The 16,761-nt window shown below is 64.2% G+C and carries 13 protein-coding genes; 9 read left to right on the forward strand and 4 right to left on the reverse strand.

Features of this window, described 5'->3' with window-relative positions; translation table 11 throughout:
• Nucleotides 1-463: 463 nt before the first annotated feature.
• The 3 genes from lepB (at nt 464) to dapE (ending at nt 3,443) form a co-directional block, all read left to right on the forward strand.
• Nucleotides 464-1,117 carry a signal peptidase I gene (gene lepB / locus D2E23_RS06300; RefSeq protein ID WP_126030117.1) on the forward strand — a complete coding sequence of 218 codons (654 nt, stop codon included), beginning with the start codon at nt 464-466 and terminating at the stop codon, nt 1,115-1,117.
• Nucleotides 1,117-1,941, forward strand: coding sequence for a ribonuclease HII (locus D2E23_RS06305; protein ID WP_126030118.1), 825 nt, complete (start codon nt 1,117-1,119; stop codon nt 1,939-1,941). The genes lepB and D2E23_RS06305 overlap by 1 nt, the downstream gene beginning before the upstream one ends.
• Nucleotides 1,942-2,240: 299 nt before the next feature.
• A complete protein-coding gene (dapE, locus tag D2E23_RS06310) occupies nt 2,241-3,443 on the forward strand; it encodes a succinyl-diaminopimelate desuccinylase (RefSeq protein ID WP_126030119.1) in 1,203 nt (400 codons plus the stop codon).
• A gap of 19 nt (nt 3,444-3,462) precedes the next feature.
• Here dapE and D2E23_RS11930 read toward each other — a convergent pair whose 3' ends face one another.
• Nucleotides 3,463-3,588, reverse strand: a complete 126-nt coding sequence (locus D2E23_RS11930) for a hypothetical protein (protein WP_276313602.1) — start codon at nt 3,586-3,588, stop codon at nt 3,463-3,465.
• A gap of 287 nt (nt 3,589-3,875) precedes the next feature.
• Here D2E23_RS11930 and D2E23_RS06315 point away from each other — a divergent pair, with 287 nt between their 5' ends.
• From D2E23_RS06315 to rpmA, 3 genes are all read left to right on the forward strand, one after another.
• Nucleotides 3,876-6,866 (forward strand): Rne/Rng family ribonuclease, encoded by a 2,991-nt coding sequence (locus D2E23_RS06315; protein ID WP_420829300.1) that lies wholly within the window; start codon nt 3,876-3,878, stop codon nt 6,864-6,866.
• A gap of 536 nt (nt 6,867-7,402) precedes the next feature.
• Nucleotides 7,403-7,711: a 50S ribosomal protein L21 gene (gene rplU, locus D2E23_RS06320; protein ID WP_093960581.1), complete on the forward strand. Its 309-nt coding sequence runs from the start codon at nt 7,403-7,405 to the stop codon at nt 7,709-7,711.
• A 47-nt stretch (nt 7,712-7,758) separates the two neighbouring features.
• Nucleotides 7,759-8,010 carry a 50S ribosomal protein L27 gene (gene rpmA / locus D2E23_RS06325; protein ID WP_126030121.1) on the forward strand — a complete coding sequence of 84 codons (252 nt, stop codon included), beginning with the start codon at nt 7,759-7,761 and terminating at the stop codon, nt 8,008-8,010.
• Nucleotides 8,011-8,268: 258 nt separating this feature from the next.
• Here rpmA and D2E23_RS06330 read toward each other — a convergent pair whose 3' ends face one another.
• Nucleotides 8,269-9,252: a CTP synthase gene (locus tag D2E23_RS06330; protein ID WP_126030149.1), complete on the reverse strand. Its 984-nt coding sequence runs from the start codon at nt 9,250-9,252 to the stop codon at nt 8,269-8,271.
• A gap of 293 nt (nt 9,253-9,545) precedes the next feature.
• Here D2E23_RS06330 and obgE point away from each other — a divergent pair, with 293 nt between their 5' ends.
• From obgE to D2E23_RS06345, 3 genes are all read left to right on the forward strand, one after another.
• Nucleotides 9,546-11,264, forward strand: coding sequence for a GTPase ObgE (gene obgE / locus D2E23_RS06335; RefSeq protein ID WP_126030122.1), 1,719 nt, complete (start codon nt 9,546-9,548; stop codon nt 11,262-11,264).
• 162 nt (nt 11,265-11,426) lie between these two features.
• Nucleotides 11,427-12,560 (forward strand): glutamate 5-kinase, encoded by a 1,134-nt coding sequence (gene proB, locus D2E23_RS06340; protein ID WP_126030123.1) that lies wholly within the window; start codon nt 11,427-11,429, stop codon nt 12,558-12,560.
• A 386-nt stretch (nt 12,561-12,946) separates the two neighbouring features.
• On the forward strand, nt 12,947-14,380 hold the full coding sequence (locus D2E23_RS06345) for an MFS transporter (protein WP_126030124.1): 1,434 nt from the start codon (nt 12,947-12,949) through the stop codon (nt 14,378-14,380).
• Between the two features lie 217 nt (nt 14,381-14,597).
• Here the strand turns inward: D2E23_RS06345 and D2E23_RS06350 are convergent, their stop codons facing one another.
• Together D2E23_RS06350 and budC are read right to left on the reverse strand one after the other, a co-directional pair.
• A complete protein-coding gene (locus D2E23_RS06350; RefSeq protein ID WP_126030125.1) occupies nt 14,598-15,569 on the reverse strand; it encodes an amidohydrolase family protein in 972 nt (323 codons plus the stop codon).
• 305 nt (nt 15,570-15,874) lie between these two features.
• Nucleotides 15,875-16,672, reverse strand: a complete 798-nt coding sequence (gene budC, locus D2E23_RS06355; protein WP_126030126.1) for a meso-2,3-butanediol dehydrogenase — start codon at nt 16,670-16,672, stop codon at nt 15,875-15,877.
• Nucleotides 16,673-16,761 lie beyond the last annotated feature (89 nt).

Genomic DNA, 16,761 nt, shown 5'->3' on the forward strand with positions numbered 1-16,761 from the left:
CGTAGCGTTGCAGCAATAAGCGATAGAAGGCCCGGAACCTCCCCAACGAGGTTCCGGGCCTTCTCGTATTTCCTTTGTGCTCCCTCCGAGGGAGGGAGCTGTCCGACGAAGTCGGACTGAGGGAGGGTACAACCGGTCCGCTCCGGGATCCCTCCCTCTGTCACGACGGGCCGTGACATCTCCCTCCCTTGGAGGGAGAACTCTCGTTGGCGTCTCTTGGTTTTAGGCCTTCGTGTATTTCCTTTGTGCTCCCTCCGAGGGAGGGAGCTGTCCGACAGAGTCGGGCTGAGGGAGGGTGCGGCCGGTTTGCTTTGGGATCCCTCCCTCTGTCATGGCGGGCCGTGACATCTCCCTCCCTTGGAGGGAGAACTCGCGTTGTCCGGTTGGCCGCTTACGGAACACGGAAAACCGACGCGGTAGAATCTGAACAGCCGTACGAATTGACATAAGGGGAACACCGCATATGACCGGCATCCAGACGGATCACACCAATCAGACACCAGCGGAATCCGAACGCATGACCCTGCGCGATCTGCTCGTCTGGGCCGGCATTCCGCTCATCATCGTGCTGCTGCTCCGTCTGTTCGTCATCGGCGTATACGTCATCCCATCCGCGTCGATGGCCACCACGCTGCAGGTGGGCGACCGCGTCGTCGCCAGCAAACTCACCCCGAAATTCTTCGCCGTCAAACGCGGCGACATCGTCATCTTCAAAGACCCGAACAACTGGCTAGGTGAAACCACCTCCAGCGATCTGCTCATCAAACGCGTGATCGGCCTGCCCGGTGACACCGTGGCCTGCGCCGGCGCCGGACAGCCCGTCACCGTCAACGGCCACGCGATCGACGACAGCGAATTCATCCGCGCCGGCGTGAACCCCAGCGACTACGAATTCAACGTCACTGTAACCGCCGGCCACCTGTTCGTTATGGGCGACAACCGTTCCAATTCTGCCGACTCCCGCGTGCACCAAGGCGACGGCGACCACGGACTCGTACCGATCAACGACGTGCAAAGCGTGGCGCTCGCCGTCTACTGGCCGATCTCGCACTGGAATATTCTGAACAGACCCGACGATGCGTTCGCCAACGTCGGGGGAGTGGAAGGAGCGAAGTAATGGCTACCGTCGTCCCGCGTCTGGCCCCCACGCTCGACCGCGAAAAAGCCTTGGCCCGCAAACGATACTCGCTGATCGTCGGATTCGACGAGGTCGGCCGCGGATCGCTCGCCGGCCCCGCCATGGTGGGCGCCGCCGCACTGCTCACACGCGACATCGACGACTGGACCGTACCCACCGGCGTGGCCGACTCCAAAATGCTCACCGAAGTGCGCCGCCAGTCGCTGCTCGAACCACTCAAGACATGGTCCGCCGCATGGGCCGTGGGCTCGGTGAGCGCCCGCGAGATCGACGAATGGGGCATCGTCTACGCGCTGGGCGTGGCCGCCGTGCGCGCGCTCAACGAAATCGAAACCATGCTGATCACCGGCGACCACACCGATCTGGGCGTCGGCACCGCCGTGGCCAAGGCCGTAAGCCGTCAGGGTATCTCGCCCGCATGGCATGGCACGATCGGCGATATCGGCGGCGAAGAGCCCGACGTGCGGCTCAAGGCCGACGAACTGCGCGTGGCCGGCATCCTCGACGGTCCGAACGACTACATCACGCCCGTCGTCAACTCGTTCGACGCGCCGGAACTGCTCAAGCCGATCGCCATGACCACCGTGGTCAAAGGCGACCGACAGTGCGCCAGCGTAGCCGCCGCCGCGGTGATCGCCAAAGTGACGCGCGACCATCTGATCGAGGATCTGGCCGCCGCCCATCCCGAATACGAGGCGTACGGCTGGGCCAGCAACAAGGGATACGGGTCGGTGCCACACCGCGCCGCCATCGCCAAACACGGCCCCACCGAATACCACCGCACCACCTGGCACCTGTGCTGAAGGGTGGGACGGCTGGCGGCTGGCAACCGGAGGCCGGCAGCGGAGAATATCCCTCCCTCGGTGTGGTGGAAGGAAGTGAATCCCTCCCTCAAAGGAAGTGAATCCCTCCCTCAGTCCGGCTGTGCCGGACAGCTCCCTCCCTCGGAGGGAGCACACCCCTAATGACCTCGTGCTCCCTCCGTGGGAGGGAGCTGGCGCGCACCAGCGCGACTGAGGGAGGGATCCCATCCCCATAACGTCATACGTCATATGCGGACGAACACACCTTCCCGCCCGCCACTGCCGTTACCATGGGGCGTATGACGATTGAGCTTGGATTCGACGCGAACGCCTCCCGCAACGAGGCCCTCAACGCGCTGCTGGAACAGATCATGAACGAATACTCGGTGAGCGACAGCGAAGGTCCGCTCGCCGACGCCGTGGAACGCTACCTGAACGCGCTGCCGCACCTCACCGTGCACCGTCACGGCGACACCGTGGTCGCGTCCACCGAATACGGCAAACCCCAGCGCGTGCTGCTGGCCGGACACATCGACACCGTGCCCGTGATCGACAACTTCCCGCCGCGCTGGCTGCAGCCCGGCGACCCGCTCATCCGCGCCGAAATCGCCGAAAACAATTCCGGCGAGCGCGTGCTGTGGGGTCGCGGCGCCACCGATATGAAGCCGTCCGACGCAGTGATGCTCTATCTGGCCGCCACGCTCACCGAAGACGCGACCAACTACGATCTGACTTACATCTTCTACGATCACGAGGAGGTGGAGGCGTCGAAGAATGGTCTGCGCAAGGTGGTGGAAACCCATCCCGACTGGGTGCGCGGTGACTTCGCGATCATCGGCGAACCCACCAGCTGCGGCATCGAGGGCGGCTGCAACGGCACGATCCGCTTCGACGTGATCTGCCATGGCGTGGCCGCGCACTCCGCCCGCGCGTGGATGGGCAGCAACGCCATCCACAAGGCCGCCGAAGTGCTCAACCGGCTCAACGCGTATGAGCCAGCCACCGTGAACGTGGACGGACTCGACTACCGCGAGGGACTGAACGCCACGCTCATCAACGGCGGCAAGGGCACCAACGTGATCCCCGACGAATGCCGCATCCACGTGAACTACCGTTTCGCGCCCGACAAGACGCTCGCCGAGGCCAAGGCGCTGATGATCGGCGCGGACGCAGGCGCGGAGCTCGGCAACGGAGAACACACGGCTACGGCCGGCGTGTTCGAGGGCTTCGGCATCGAGATGAAGGACGAGTCGCCGTCCGCCCGTCCCGGCATGGACACGCCGCTCGCGCAGTCGCTGGCCGCGCTCGTGCGCGAACGCACCGGTCGTGATCCGCTCGCCAAGCTCGGCTGGACCGACGTGGCGCGCTTCTCGCAGCTCGGCATCCCCGCCGTGAACCTGGGCGCCGGCGATCCGCTGCTCGCGCACAAGCATGACGAGCAGATCCCCGAATCGCAGCTCACCACGCTCGCCGACATCCTCGAGGAGTGGCTGCGCCGTTGAGGGAGGCCGTTAGAGGTCGTTAATCGCCAAGCGGATCGTCGAACACGCCGCTGTCGGGACGTTCGGCGATCCGTACGCGAGGCATGACAGCGGCCGCAGTGATGCAGTCGAGCTGTCCGCCGGACGGCATGCGCTCTGAAGTCATCGATAACGTCATCGAGACTATTCGGACACGCTGTCCGGCAGTTTGTGCCATACTTAAAGACGGTGGTTCTGCATTGCCACCGATGTGTGATGAACGTCGATCCCCTTCCGTGGCGCATGGACAACCACTTGACGCGCCGGAAGCGACGGTGTCCGTTCCTCGCAAATGAAGACTTTTGTAGTGCCTGTGCAGTGGCGTGTTCGTACGCGGCCGTAGTGAGAGTGCGGTGTTGACAGACTGACGCAGGGTGGAACAAGGCGTGATGCAGCATGCCTTCAAGGAGAATCGTGACAACTGAAAATCACGACGGCGTTGACGCCGCCGCAGACAATACTGCCCATATCGCCCTGTCCGCATCGTCCTCGTCGGCGACGAACGCCGGTGACGCGAATGCCGCGAGCGCATCCGACACCAATATGACCGCCGCATCGCCCGCGCCGCGTCGTCGTCGCGGTGGCCGACGGGTGGTACGCGCCGCCGGTGCCGCCGGAACCAAGCTGCCGGTGAAGGTGGAATCCACGGCCAAGGCGGGGGAGCCGGTCGAGGAACCGAAGCGTGCCGACGCTCCGATCGTTGCGCCGACCGCCGCTCCGACCGCCACGGTGACGGCCGACGTCCCGGGACCGGTCGCCGCCGCCAATGCCCGTGCCAATCACGACGGTCGCGACGGTCACGCCGAGCGCGCGGATCACGCGGATCGTGAGGAATCGCAGCCGGCCACGCGCACGCGCACCCGTCGCCGTGCCGTCAAGCAGGCCGAACCCGCCGTCGATCACGAGCGCAAGGCCCGTATCAAGGCGCTCGCCGACGAACTGTTCACCGACAAGGGCATCGAAGCCGATCTGCATGAGATCCATCGTGGATCCGCCAAGCGCAACGCCGATCTGCCCGAGTTCTCGTCGCATGAGTCGTCCGAGCCCAAGGCCGCCAGTCCGGCCGTGCGCCCGATGACGTCGCTGCTGTTCCGTGAGCCCGTGCTGCCGACCGTGCGCCCGGAGGCGCCGGTTGCGGACGACGCCGATCACGCCGATCGTGATGATCGCGAGCATCGTGACATTGACGCCGAACGTGGCGAGGAGCAGCCCCTCACCCGTCGTCGTCGCCGTCGTCGTGCCGACCGTGATCATGACGAAACCCGCGACGAGCAGTCCTCGCAGTCCCGTCGCGCCGATCGTGCCGACGCTGATCATGACGAGCGCGACGCCCGTCGTGACGCCGATCGTGATGATCGTGACCGTGATAGTCGTGACGTCGATGACGAGTCCGGCGAGACCCGTCGTTCCCGTCGTTCCCGTCGACTCAATGCGCAGGAGCGTCGCGCCGCCGCCGAAGTGGAGCAGATCGAACAGGATCTCGAATACGACGACATTTCGTACACGCCGATCGACGTGGAGGCCGGTTCTTCCGACGACTCCGACGACAACGCCGGCGAGACCCGTTCCCGTCGCCGTCGTCGCCGTGGATCCGACTCGTCCGATGGCGAGTCCGCGCATGCACGCCGCGAGCGTGCCGCCAGCGCCGTCTCCGAGCGCATGGGCGAGCATGAGCGTGAGCGTGACCGTGATCGCGACGAGGACGAGGAGGACGGTACCGTCACGCGTCGCCGTCGTCGCCGTCGTGCCAAGGGCGACGCCGAGGCGCATGAGGAGCCGCGCATTCGTCGCAGCCGCAAGCAGCAGTACATCGACGAGATCACCGACATCGAGGGCTCCACGCGACTCGAGGCCAAGAAGCAGCGTCGTCGCGACAACCGTCGTGACCGCTCCCGCCAGTCCACGCTGCTTGAGCAGGACTTCCTCGCCCGTCGTGAGAACGTGAACCGTCTCATGGTGGTGCGCGAGAAGGAGAAGCACACTCAGATCTCCGTGATCGAGGATTCGATCCTCGTGGAACATTACGTGTCCGACATCCAGGAGGTGTCGACCGTCGGCAACATCTACCTCGGCCGTGTGCAGAACGTGCTGCCGAGCATGGAGGCCGCGTTCGTCGACATCGGCCAGCCGCGCAACGGCGTACTGTATGCGGGCGAGGTCAACTGGGACACCACCCGTCTCGACGGCCAGCCGCGCCGCATCGAGCTGGCGTTCAAGTCCGGCGATCCGGTGCTCGTGCAGGTGACCAAGGATCCGATCGGCCACAAGGGCGCCCGACTGACCTCGCAGGTCACGCTCGCCGGCCGCTTCCTGGTGCTTGTGCCGTCCGGCGGCATGACCGGCGTGAGCCGCAAGCTGCCCGAGCGCGAGCGCGCCCGTCTGAAGTCCATCGTGTCCAAGATCGCGCCGAGCGAGATGGGCGTGATCATCCGCACGGCCGCCGAGGGCGCGTCCAAGGAGGCCATCGAGAAGGATCTGGAGACGCTCACCCACCAGTGGGAGCACGTGCAGGAGGCGGAGAAGAAGGCCCGCAACTCCAAGCGTCCGAAGCTGCTGCAGGGCGAGCCTGACGTGGCGATCCGCGTGGTGCGCGACATCTTCAACGACGACTTCAATAAGCTCGTCGTTGAGGGCGACAAGGTCTACGAGCGCATCAAGGAATACCTGGAGACCATGGCCCCCGACCTGCAGGACAAGCTCGAGAAGTGGGATCCGGAGGAGCACAACGGTCGCGACGTATTCGACCAGTGGCGCATCGACAGCCAGCTGCGCAAGGGCATGGAACGCAAGGTGTACCTGCCGTCCGGCGGCTCGCTCGTCATCGACCGCACCGAGGCCATGACCACGATCGACGTGAACACCGGCCGGTTCATCGGCAAGGGCAAGTCGCTCGAGGAGACGGTCACGCGATGCAACCTGGAGGCCAGCGAGGAGATCGCCCGCCAGCTGCGTCTGCGCGACATCGGCGGCATGATCATGATCGACTACGTGGACATGGTGATGCCCGCCAACCGCGACCTCGTGCTGCGTCGACTCGTCGAATGCCTGGCTCGCGACCGCACCAAGCATCAGGTGGCCGAGGTGACGTCGCTGGGTCTGGTGCAGATGACCCGCAAGCGCGTGGGCCAGGGCCTGGTCGAGGCGTTCTCCGAGGAGTGCCCCACCTGCAAGGGCCGCGGATTCATCCTGCACGACGAGCCGATCGTGTCGGCGTCGTATGACGATCCGTATGCCCTCAAGGGCGGCGATCCGTTCATCAAGACGAACAAGCACAACCAGGGCACCACGATCCCCAAGCCCAAGGAGGATCCGGCCATGCCCAAGGGCTCCACGCCCGACGTGAAGGCCAAGCTCGCCCAGATCGCAGCGGCTGCGCAGGCTGCCGCGGAGGAGACCAAGGAGTAGGGATTTCGGCTCCCGAGGTTGGCGCAGCCGCCGTCGCACCCCTTGGCGGGGTGCTCCCCTCGCCTACGGACAGTCCACTGGACTGTCCGCTTGACGGCTCGGCTGCGCAGGCTGCTGCCGAAGAGACCAAGGAATAGGGATTTCGGCTCCCTTCGCGGAGGCTGAGCCCGTTAAAAAACGCTAGTGGCGTTTTTAGGGCTCAGGTGAGCCGACAGGCGAACCGGGAAGGCGCGGCCGACAGGCCGTCCGTTCTTGCCGGACGAGCTGTCCGCTATAGGCGGACTGAGGGGAGCCTCTGCACACCAACCAGGTCCCAAAACGCGCGAGCACGCAAAATCGGAGAGAGCGCCGACTGTCCGCCCTCTCCGACTTCCCCGTCCACACCTCCCAACACCCAAGAAACGCACGGCGGAGTTGCGAAAGTCGGGCGTGTTGTGTAGATTAGACAGTCGGTGTCTAGCTATGCCTGTTTGTGGGGCGTGTTTGCTAGACGACAAACAGCTTTATTTACAGGCAAATACAGGCAAGGTAGGGCTATGTACGCTATTGTTAAGGCCGGCGGCCATCAGGAAAAGGTCGAGGTCGGCGACGAGATCATCGTCAACCGTCTCGCTGCCAAGAAGGGTGAGACGGTGGAGTTCCCCGTCGCCCTGCTCGTCGACGGTGCCAACGTGACCGTCGCCGCCAAGGATCTGGCTCAGGTCACCGTCAAGGGTGAAGTCATCGACGATGAGGCCAAGGGTCCGAAGATCAACATCCAGAAGTTCAAGAACAAGACCGGCGTTGCCCGTCGCAAGGGCCACCGTCAGCCGCTGAGCGTGGTGAAGATCACCGCGATCGCCTGAGCTTCCCCAAGCTTTTAAGCGTTTATTAACTCGAAAGGACAAATCAAATGGCACATAAGAAGGGTGCGTCCAGCTCACGCAACGGTCGCGATTCGAATCCTCAGTACCTCGGTGTGAAGAAGTTCGGCGGCGAAGCCGTCATCGCCGGTAACATCATCGTTCGCCAGCGCGGTACGAACTTCCACGCCGGCCACAACGTTGGTCTCGGCAAGGATCACACGCTGTTCGCTCTGGCCGACGGCACCGTGAAGTTCGGCGTCCGTCGTGACCGCAAGGTCGTCGACGTCATCGCCGCCTGATTCCGGCGCTGATCGTCAGCCTGGCTGACACAGACGTTCAAGGGCCGCGTCCCATGCCTCATCGCATGGCCGCGGCCCTTTTGCATGCGTATGGTATGTGCGCACGCGTTATCGTCTTTCGCAATCTGGGGCATCAACTTCCCGGAATCTGCTCTTTGGGGCGTCAACTTCCCAATTTTGAGCCGATTTTCGTCCATTTTGTGCCCCAAAGAACAAAAAACGGGAAATCAACGCCCCAAAACCTCACGATCCATCATGCTAAGAGGCAGACGTATCGTTGTCTCGCTGGCTGGGGACTCCCACGGCATCAAGACGCTGTATCAGACGGCTTGGATTATTCAGATCGTCGTAGTACATGCGAATCATGCAGATCCCTTGCCGCTCCAGGCAGCGCTGGCGTTCGCGCTCATCGTCCACCACCTCCTGAATGGTGCGACGTGACGTCATGCTCGGGTCCACGTATTTTCGTGTGCCATCGAACTCGCCGACTATCAGTCTTTCGTCCTGACGTTTCCAAAGGAAATCCACGCGATGCTTCCGTCCGGAATATGTCAGGCACGGATACTCTGCCTGAATATCGGTCGGAGGTCGCCCGACGGTGATCAGCACGCCGCGGGCCTCGGACTCGCCGCCGTTCTCACTACGTCCGTCTGCCAATTCGAATGCGCGATTCACAGCCTCGCGACGTCTGGAATACTTGACGGTTTGCGGATATGCGAGGAGCGTGTCCCGACCGATTCGTTCCTGTCGTAGCGCCGAATCCAACGGGCCCAAGGCATACCGTAATGGTTGCCGTGCCGCGCAGTCGAATAGTGTTCTCGGCAGTGTGGTGACCGATATGCCATGGACCAGTTCGGTTTCCGGATGAGACATGGTATATCGGGCCAGCTGCTTGGACGAGCGCTGATGATCTTCGGGTCTGGCCACAATGCGTATGGGCAGTGCAAGACGGTATGAACAGTCCAGATCGTGCATGATGGCCGCCGTCGGTCCGCAGAATATCCAATTGGGGTGTTGCACGGCGAGAGATCGGACGATGTGCCGAACCTGCTCGAGGCGGTCGAGCGCATTCCAGTACGAGGTCCGGGCGTATAACCCGCGGTAGACGCGTGTGATTTCGCCACGTTGGGGATGAAGCCGACGCGCGATCGCCTTGATGTCCGTCGCCGTGACCGGGTGGGCGCAGCGCTTCCGCTGTTCCGCGTCGGTGAAGAGCTCTTGCAATGAATAGTGTTGAATCATGATGCCCAACGTAGAGCGTATCGGTCGGGATCGGAATGGTTCAAAGCGGATGTGCGCCAACGTGCCGGAACGTTGATATATGGCCGTTTTACGCAGATTTGGGGCGTGAATTTCCCGTTTTTCGCTCTTTGGGGCGCGCAATGCCCGAAAATCGGCTCGAAAACGGGAAGTTGACGCCCCAAAAAGCAGGATTCGGGCATTCGGTGCCCCAAATGATGAAGAAATGACGGAAAGTAACAGACTGAGGCGAGCAGGCGCAGGGCGCTCAAGCCCAGTCGGTAAGGTAGGAGATTATGAGTGATTTTGTCGATCGAGTTACGGTACATGTCAAGGGCGGTGACGGCGGAAACGGCGCGGCGTCGATCCGCAGGGAAAAGTACAAGCCGCTGGCCGGCCCCGACGGCGGCGACGGAGGCCGTGGCGGCTCCGTGATCTTCGTGGCGGACTCCAACGCCACCAGTCTGTTGGACTTCCGATTCCTGCCGCATCGCGCGGCCCCCTCCGGCACCCAGGGTCTGGGCGGTGACAAGGATGGCAGCAACGGCGAGGATATGATCCTGCCCGTGCCCGTGGGAACCGTGGTGTTCACAGCCAAGGGCGGCTCCGGCGAGCAGAAGAAGCCGGGCGAGCCTCTGGCCGATCTGCGTCACCCCGGCGACCGCTTTGTGGCGGCCGAGGGCGGCGCCGGCGGTCTGGGCAACCGTTCGCTGGCCAACCGCGCCCGCCGCGCCCCCGGATTCGCCCTGCTTGGCGAGCCCGGCGAGGAGCGCGACCTGGTGCTCGAGCTTAAGTCCATCGCCGACGTGGCGCTCGTGGGCTTCCCCAGCGCCGGCAAGTCCAGCCTCATCGCCGCGATGAGCGCCGCCAAGCCGAAGATCGCCGACTACCCGTTCACCACGCTCGTGCCGAACCTCGGCGTCGTGATGGCCGGATCTCGCCGCTTCACCGTGGCCGACGTGCCCGGACTGATCCCCGGCGCCTCTCAGGGCAAGGGCCTGGGCCTCGAGTTCCTGCGTCACATCGAACGCACCGAGGTGATCGCGCACGTGATCGACTGCGCCACGCTCGAACCGAACCGCGACCCCATGGCCGACTACGAGGCGCTTGAGAAGGAGCTCGCCATCTACGCCGACCAGCTGGAACTGCCGCTCGGCGCCATCCCGATCGCCGACCGTCCGCGCATCATCGTGCTCAACAAGGTGGATGTGCCGGAAGCCAAGGAACTGGCCGAATTCGTGCGCCCCGAGTTTGAAAAGCTCGGACTCAAGACGTTCATCGTGTCCACCGCGTCGCACGAGGGTCTCAAGGAGCTCTCCTTCGCTCTCATGGACATCGTCGACGAGATGCGCGAACGCGTGAGTGCCCAGGAGAAGGCCGAGGAGGAGGCCCGCGTGGTCATCCGCCCGCTCGAGGACACCACCCGTCGTCGCCGTCGCGCCAACGAGCGCGGCCTCGGCTTCGACTACAACATCGAGCGCGAGCAGGACGCCAACGGCGACTTCTGGTTCACCGTCACCGGCGACAAGCCCGAACGCTGGGTGCGTCAGACCAACTTCGACAACGAGGAGGCCGTCGGCTACCTCGCCGATCGTCTCGCCAAGCTTGGCGTGGAGGATTCGCTGCGCAAGATGGGCGCCCACGCGGGCGACGAGGTGCGCATCGGCCGTGGCGATCGTGCCGTGTCGTTCGACTGGGATCCGACCATCGCTGCAGGTGCGGAGATGCTCGACGGCACCCCGCAGGTCAGCCGTGGTCAGGATCTGCGACTGCAGGAGACCGACGGTCGTGCACGTCGTCGTACCAACGCCGAACGTCGTCGCGAATACCACGAGTGGATGGACGCGAAGGCCGCCGTGCGCGCCGCCATGCAGGCCGAACGCGACGCCGGCCACTGGTCCGATCCGACCGTGCTCGACGATCCCGAGGACAAGACCAGCCTGATCGACCGTCTGCGCGAGGACGGCACGATCGCCGGCGGCGAGTCGAATGACACCGCCGACTCGGACAAGTAGTCGACGCGAATAGCCGTCGTGCGTAACTCCGGACGGCGGATCCGGGATCCGAACAGACGGGACACATGGCCGCAACAGGCCATGACGTCAGACGGAACACGACGACGCTGCAACGGAACGCAACACAACCACAACGGACGATCAACGGAACAGAAGGCGCATATGTCCACGCAGTCGCAGGCCGAAGTCAGACGGGCCATAGCCGAAGCTCACACCATCGTGGTGAAGGTGGGATCGAGCTCGCTCAGCGGCAGCTCCGGCCATCTCGACCCCGAACGACTGCGCGGACTCGTCACCGCCATAGCGCAGACCGTGCGCATGGACGCCCGCGTGGTGCTCGTCTCCTCCGGCGCCATCGCCTCCGGCTTCGGACCGCTCGGCTTCGACGCGCGACCCACCGACGTGGCCACCCAGCAGGCCGCCGCCTCCGTGGGCCAGGGCCTGCTCATGAGCCACTACGAATCCGCGTTCGGCCGTTACGGACTGCGCGTGGGACAGATCCTCATCACCGCGCGCGACACCGTGCAGGCCACGCAGTACCGCAACGTACAGCGCACACTCAACCGTCTGCTCGAACTCGGCGTGGTGCCGATCGTCAACGAGAACGACGCGCTCGCCAGCAACGAGATCCGATTCGGCGACAACGACCGACTGTCCGCGCTCGTGGCGAATATCGTGCGCGCCGACGCGCTGGTGCTGCTCACCGACGTGGACGGACTGTACACGGCTCCGCCGAGCGAGCCCGGCGCCCGGCAGATCCATTACGTGCCGAACGTGCTCGACGCGTTGGACGATGTGCGCATCGGCGGCACCGGTTCGTCCGTGGGCACCGGCGGCATGGTCACCAAGCTGGAGGCGGCGCGCGTGGCCGCGGTCTCCGGCATCCCGACCGTGCTCACCTGCGCGTCGAACGCCGGTCCGGCATTGATGGGCGACCGTGTGGGCACGGTGTTCGCGCCGATCAAGCATCGCGGCACGTCACGCCGTCTATGGATCGGATTCGCCGCCGACCCGCGTGGCACGCTTGTGGCCGACGAGGGCGCCGCCAAGGCGATTCTCGGGGGACGCGCGTCGCTGCTGTCCGCCGGCGTGGTGGGCGTGCGCGGCGAGTTCTCCGCCGGCGACCCGGTGCTCATCGTGGACGAGCAGGGCAACAAGCTGGCCAAGGGCATCTCCGGATTCGATTCGGAGGAGGTGCCGGCCACGTTGGGACGCACCACCGCACAGCTGCGCAAGCTGCTCGGCGCGGAATACGCGCACCCGCTGGTGCATCGCGACGATCTGGTGCTGCTGTGACGCTGCCGCGGACGTTGTTACGTTGACGTTGCCACGGTGACGTTGCCGCCGTGATGCCGTCGCAGCCTGCAATCTGCAATCCGTGATACGCGATCCATGGCCCTGCCGTTGTGGCAGGGCTTTGTCATAGGTCGCGTTGTCATAGGTCGCGTTGTCATGGTCCGAACCCGTCCCATGTGCTCGACGGCCGTGGACCAGAGGAATCGTCGTCGATCGTTGCTCTTTCAATGATCGATGATCCGACGGTCGTCCGACGGTATGTGATCTACCGAATAGTGTGTCCCATATATAGGGAAAGTATTCCTGATGGTGGTACGCTGATGCCGATTTTGAAACCCGGGCCAGAACATGCCCGGACGAGAACCTGATCGGCGGAAGGCAGGATCATGAACAGGGTGGGGGACGCATACGAACCGATGCGTCATGACGGTCAGTACGGCAACGGCGCTACGGCGAACGGCGGCGCTGGAACGGAGGACGCCCTCACGGGTATGGGCGTCGGTACCGGCAAGCGAAGTGCAGGCAACGGTGATCCCGGGCGCGACGACAACGCGTACGGCGTACTGGGCGCCGCCGCGGGCCTCGGCTCATTCCTCGGCTCCGGTACGATCCTCGCCCTCAGCTCCACGCTGGCGCTCTGGCGCGCGGGACTGGGGCTCAGCGCCTCGCAGGTGGGCGCCGTGTCCGCCATCCTCACGTTCGCGTTCGCCATCGGATCGTTCTGCGGCGGATTCATCGCCCAGCGACTCGGCCTGACCCGCACATTCATCATCGACGTCATCGTATGCGTCGCGGCGCTCGCCATCTGCACCGTCGCACCGAACTTCGCCATGCTGGCGCTCGGCATCGGCCTGGCCGGCATCGCCGTGGGCGTCGATCTGCCGGTGTCGATCAGCGTGATCACCCACGACGTGCCGGACGAATCGCGTAGGACGCATCTGGTCAGCCGCACCCAGGTGCTATGGTCGGCGGGCATTCTCTGCCCGTACGTGCTGGCGCTCATCGTCAGCCCGCTGGGATTCCTCGGCGCGCGCATCGTGTTCGGAACGCTGACGGCGGTCGCACTGCTGACCGCGCTGTGGCGTGTGCTCGATCCGCGTATCGCGCGACTGCACCGCGAGGCGGCGGCGCGCGAACGGACGATGACGACGAACCGGGCGGAATCGACGACGGGGGAGAACGCCGGCGGCATGGGCATGATCGACGTGCTGCGCTCCGTCAACGTGCGAACCGGTCGTCCCTATGCGGTGATGTTCGCGGCGATCGCGCTGTTTTACGTGATGTGGAATCTCATGGCCAACACGATCAACCAGTTCCAGACGTATCTGCTGGTCTCGCAGCACGCCTCGCAGACGCAGGCGATGATCATCGGTATCGTCGCCGCGGTGCTGTGCGTGCTGGGCGGTGTGGCGTACGGTCGCGTGCCGAAGGGCGTGTGGCGCGACCGACTGTTCTGGGCAGGCGCGCTGGCGCAGGTGCTGGCCATGGTGATCATGGCCGTCGGCGGGTCGATGCTGTTCACCGCCGTGGCCGTGATGCTGTTCCAGTTCTTCTGCAACTTCGCCGGGGAGATGAATGCGAAGGTGTGGACTCAGGAGACCTTCCCCGTGGCCGTGTCGGCCGAGGCGCAGAGCCTGATTCTCGGCATCGCGCGCATCCCCTGCGCGTTCGCGTCCCTGGTGCTGCCGTCGCTGCTCGTGCCGGGGATGATCACCGTGGCGCTGTGGTCGTTCGTTGCGGTGGCGGTGCTGTCCGGCGTGTTCGGTGGGATGGTCGTGGTGCTGGGGAGTGCTCCGGCGCGGAGGATGGTTATTGCGTAGGTGGGTGTTGGCTGATCAGGTGGGAGCCCTCCCTCTGTCATGACGATGTCATGACATCTCCCTCCCGGGGAGGGAGAACGCGGGGTGAGGAGTGAACTGCGTACTGTTGTCTGGTTGGGCGTTTTCCCTCCCTCTGTCATGACGTTGTCATGACATCTCCCTCCCGAGGAGGGAGAACGTAGGGGGCGAGCGTGTGCCGGCCCCCACGAAACGCCGTTCAGAAGCGGTAGTACTTTTTCGCGTTATCGACGAATAGGGCGTCCTGCTCGCTGGGGGAGAGGGTTTCCACGCAGCGCGCGTAGGCGTGCACCAGGTCGAGGTACGAGCAGTGCAGCTTGTCGACGGGGAAGTTCGACGCGAACATGGTCTTGTCGATGCCGAACGCGTCGAGCGCCGTGTAGATGCCCGGCTTGATGCTTTCGATGGTCCAGTAGTGGTCCATCGATGGCTGTCCGGAGATCTTGATCACGCAGTTGTCGCGCTTGCCGAGCTCGTACAGGCCGTTCTTCCACAGCTGCCAGCCGGCCAGATCGCGGTCGGCCCACATGCCCATGTGGTTGATGATGAACAGCGTGTTCGGATGCGCGTCGATCACCTCGCAGGCGCGCGCGAACTGCGTGGGATACAGCTGCATGTCGAAGCTGAGATCGTGGTTGGCGAGCAGGCCGAGTCCGTTCAGCCATTCCGGATCGTCCATGTATGACATGTTGACGTACTGGTAGAGCGGGTGCGGATGCATGTTGAGGTTCTGCCGTACGCCGCGCAGATGCGGGTAGTCGAGTTCGCGTTCGAGTGTTTCGGCGAAGTCAGGGGAGGACAGATCGCCGCCGCCGACGATCATGATCGGCAGACCGGTCTCCTCGCTCTGCTGTTCCACGTCGGCGATCTCGGCGACCGGATCGTCGGCGTTGGCCTGCACGTGCACGGCGCCGACCACGTTGATGTTGCTGCCGTGCACCTCGCTGGTGAGGTCGGTGGCCACATAGTCGCCGGCCTGGAACAGCGGATCCCACGGGCCTTCGAAGGTGAGGGCCTTGGACGGGTTGAACCAGGAGTAGAGGGCGGTGTGCATGAGATGCACGTGGGTGTCGATGAACGGGCGGGGCGCGGCTTCGTGCTCCGGCGTTTCGGGGATGATGGTGTACATGCGGCCGGGTACCGGCTGCTGGTAATCCTCGCCAAGCGTCATTGGTTGTGCTCCTTGGATTGGTGTTGGTCGGTGGTGATGAAAAAAGCTCCCTCAGACGAGGGAGCTGATGTTGGGTACGTGCCATGCGCGACGGAGAGGGGGGCTGGGGACTGTCGGTCTTCTATCCCTCCCTCAGTCACGCGAACGCGTGACAGCTCCCTCCCTCGGAGGGAGCACGATGGGCGGAGCCACTCCGGCCGCGTGGTGATTTGTGGTGATGCGTGCGGCTTCTAGGCGCCGAAGGCGAAGGCGTACGACGGTACGTCGAATCTTCGGCAACGACGAAGACGCTCCATCACCACAAATCACAGTACGGAGCGGGTGTCGTTTTCGTAGTTATTCCGTCCCTGTCCGGTGGCTGCGGTGGTGCCGCCGTCGACGGGGACGACGAGACCGGTGAGGTAGGAGGCGCCGTCGGAGGCGAGGAAGAGGGCGAGGTCGGCGCAGTCTTCGGGCTTGCCGGTGCGGCCGAGGGCGACGCGTTCGATGTAGGGCTTGAGGCGTTCGGGGTCGGTCCAGACTTCCTTGTTGATGTCGGTTTCGATGAAGGCGGGGGCGAAGGCGTTGATGCGGACGCCGTACTGGCCGTAGTCGAGGGCGACGCAGCGGACGAAGCCGTTCATGGCGTGCTTGGTGGAGTTGTAGGCGGTCTGGCCCCAGTCGCCGTAGAGGCCGGAGACGGAGGTGTCGACGACGATGTTGCCCTTGGTTTCCTTGAGGTAGGGGAGGGCTTCCTTGGTGAGGTAGAAGAGGCCGTCTACGTTGACGGAGAAGAGCTTGTGCCAGACGTCGTCGGAGACGTTTTCGATCTCGCCGCCTTCGAAGATGCCGGCGTTGGAGACGACGACGTCGAGGTGGCCGAATTCGTTGATGACGTCCTGGACGAGGTCGTGGACTTGGTCGTGCTTGGAGACGTCGGTGATGTGGGTGTGTCCGTTTTCGTAGCCGGCGACGGTTTCCTCGAGCGGGGCGGGACGCTGGCCGACGGCCACGACGGTGGCGCCGTTGTCGAGGAAGCCGCGGGTGATGGCGCGGCCGATGCCGGTGCCGCCGCCGGTGACGATGACGACTTTGCCGGTGAAGTTGTAGGAATTAGCGGTCATGGTTGGGAATTCTCCGTTGATTATTCGCCGAGTTGTTGTCGACTACGTTGTCCGATTCCTGTACTCATCGCATAGTATATGCAGAAATA

It is taken from the genome of Bifidobacterium callimiconis (assembly GCF_003952005.1).
Lineage (GTDB): Bacteria > Actinomycetota > Actinomycetes > Actinomycetales > Bifidobacteriaceae > Galliscardovia > Galliscardovia callimiconis.